1 protein-coding gene is annotated in these 1,581 nt (G+C 61.7%); it reads left to right on the top strand.

All coding sequences use genetic code 11. The annotated features are described in order from the left end of the window. Window positions 1-391 precede the first annotated feature (391 nt). Window positions 392-1,153, top strand: a complete 762-nt coding sequence (locus tag AC07DW_RS34440; RefSeq protein ID WP_478861523.1) for a GmrSD restriction endonuclease domain-containing protein — start codon at window positions 392-394, stop codon at window positions 1,151-1,153. Window positions 1,154-1,581 lie beyond the last annotated feature (428 nt).

Below are 1,581 nucleotides of genomic sequence, written 5' to 3'. Positions count from 1 at the left end.
CGGCAACCGCTTCGAGAACGGTCACCTCGTCGATCAGAACGAGACCCCCGCGGCATGAACCACCTCAGCTGATCCACAACTCTTGACAATTGCTCCACTCTCCTTCAGGCAGAGCGGATTTGTGACCGATATTCCCTCCCTCATTCGGTCGCCGAAGGTCACGGGGGCGACGGAAGGCCTCTTCAGCGGCGTGCGCCGTACGGATTAGCGCCCTGGTGGTCACCTTGTAGCGCAACCCGGCATGGAGCTTGTCGCGCTGACGTCTCGTAGGTGGCCCGGAGTACAGGGTTGGGGCCATGGCGCCATTCGGGCACCCTTGGGGTGAGCGATCGGTTACCCGAGTAGCCCACAGTGGGTGCCTAAACGGCGGGGTTGGGAAATTATCTGCTGCATGTGGCACTGGCGGGCAGTAGTCCTACTGGCGGGCTGTGGAGCGCTGGCCCTTGCAAACGCAGGGCCAGCGGTAGCTGACGATGAGCTGGTCGCGGCGGTGGAGCGGCTATCCGTCGCTGCGGAAGCGCCGCAGGGGTACATGCGGGAAGCTTTCGCCTACGACAGTGACCGCACCAGGCCCACGGTACTTGAGCAGGAGAGTCTCCGACCTGTTAACAAGGATGCCTCTGGACGGGTTGCCGCTGGCGAATGGGTTTCACCGTGGGATGGCGTCACGCATACAGATGCTTCTCAAGTCGAGGTGGATCATACGGTCGCACTGGCTGAGGCGTGGGCATCAGGCGCTAACGCTTGGGACTCGGGAAGGCGGCAGCAGTTCGCGAATGACACATCTGAGCCGAGTGTCCTCAATGCGGTAACGACGTCCCTGAACCAACAGAAGAGCGACCAAGACCCCGCCGAATGGACTCCAGCCGCTACTGATCGGCGCTGTGAGTACGTGCGGCAGTGGACTGCCGTGAAGCAGGGTTACTCGCTGAGCGTGGACGCTGCCGAACGGGAGGCGTTGATTGCGTTGGCTAGGGGGTGTCCTGCTGCTGGTGGCACACCCCTGCCACTGCCGTCGCCTGTTACCGCCTCGCCATCACCGGGAAATCTTGCCAAGACGGGTATCAATGCGATCACCTGGCCGTGGCTTTGGGGCTGCGCTCTTTTTTCTGCCGTGGCGTGCTTGCGGCTGGCAAGGCAGACGCGTCGGTGAGGCAGCAGTTCCCCAATTGTCTGGTGGTCAGCAGGGCAAACCATCGCTCGACCTGGTCGAGCTATAGCTGCTGCTTGGGGTTAAGTCCACCTGGGAGCGGGGGCAGGCCGCAAGCCCGGACTGCATGGCTGGCGTCGTGTGGGGGCGGAGGAAATATTGCGTAGCCGCGCAGGAATTTTCGAGGGTCCACGCCTGTTCGCTCAGGTCTGCCCTGACGTGAGTGCTGATCCTCGGCGTTCGCCTGATCCAGGGCGTCAGTCACTGAGTTCCTGATCCTGAACCAGTAGCGGCGGGTGAGGGGCCTCGCGTTTTTCGGACAGGGTCTGGCAGATTATTTCATGCAGCGAGTCCCAACTTCTGAAATTCGGCATGGATTTCAATAGGGGGACGATAGCCGATTGCCGAGTGAAGGCGTTTGCGATTGTACC

It is taken from the genome of Streptomyces sp. NPDC045701, assembly GCF_056432045.1.
The sequence above is the reverse complement of the archived record's forward strand: the minus strand, read 5'-3'. Positions and strand labels throughout refer to the sequence as shown.

Coding starts and splice junctions, on each gene's coding strand:
- AC07DW_RS34440 (WP_478861523.1), top strand. CDS start 392: ATGTGGCACTGGCGGGCAGTAGTCCTACTGGCGGGCTGTGGAGCGCTG.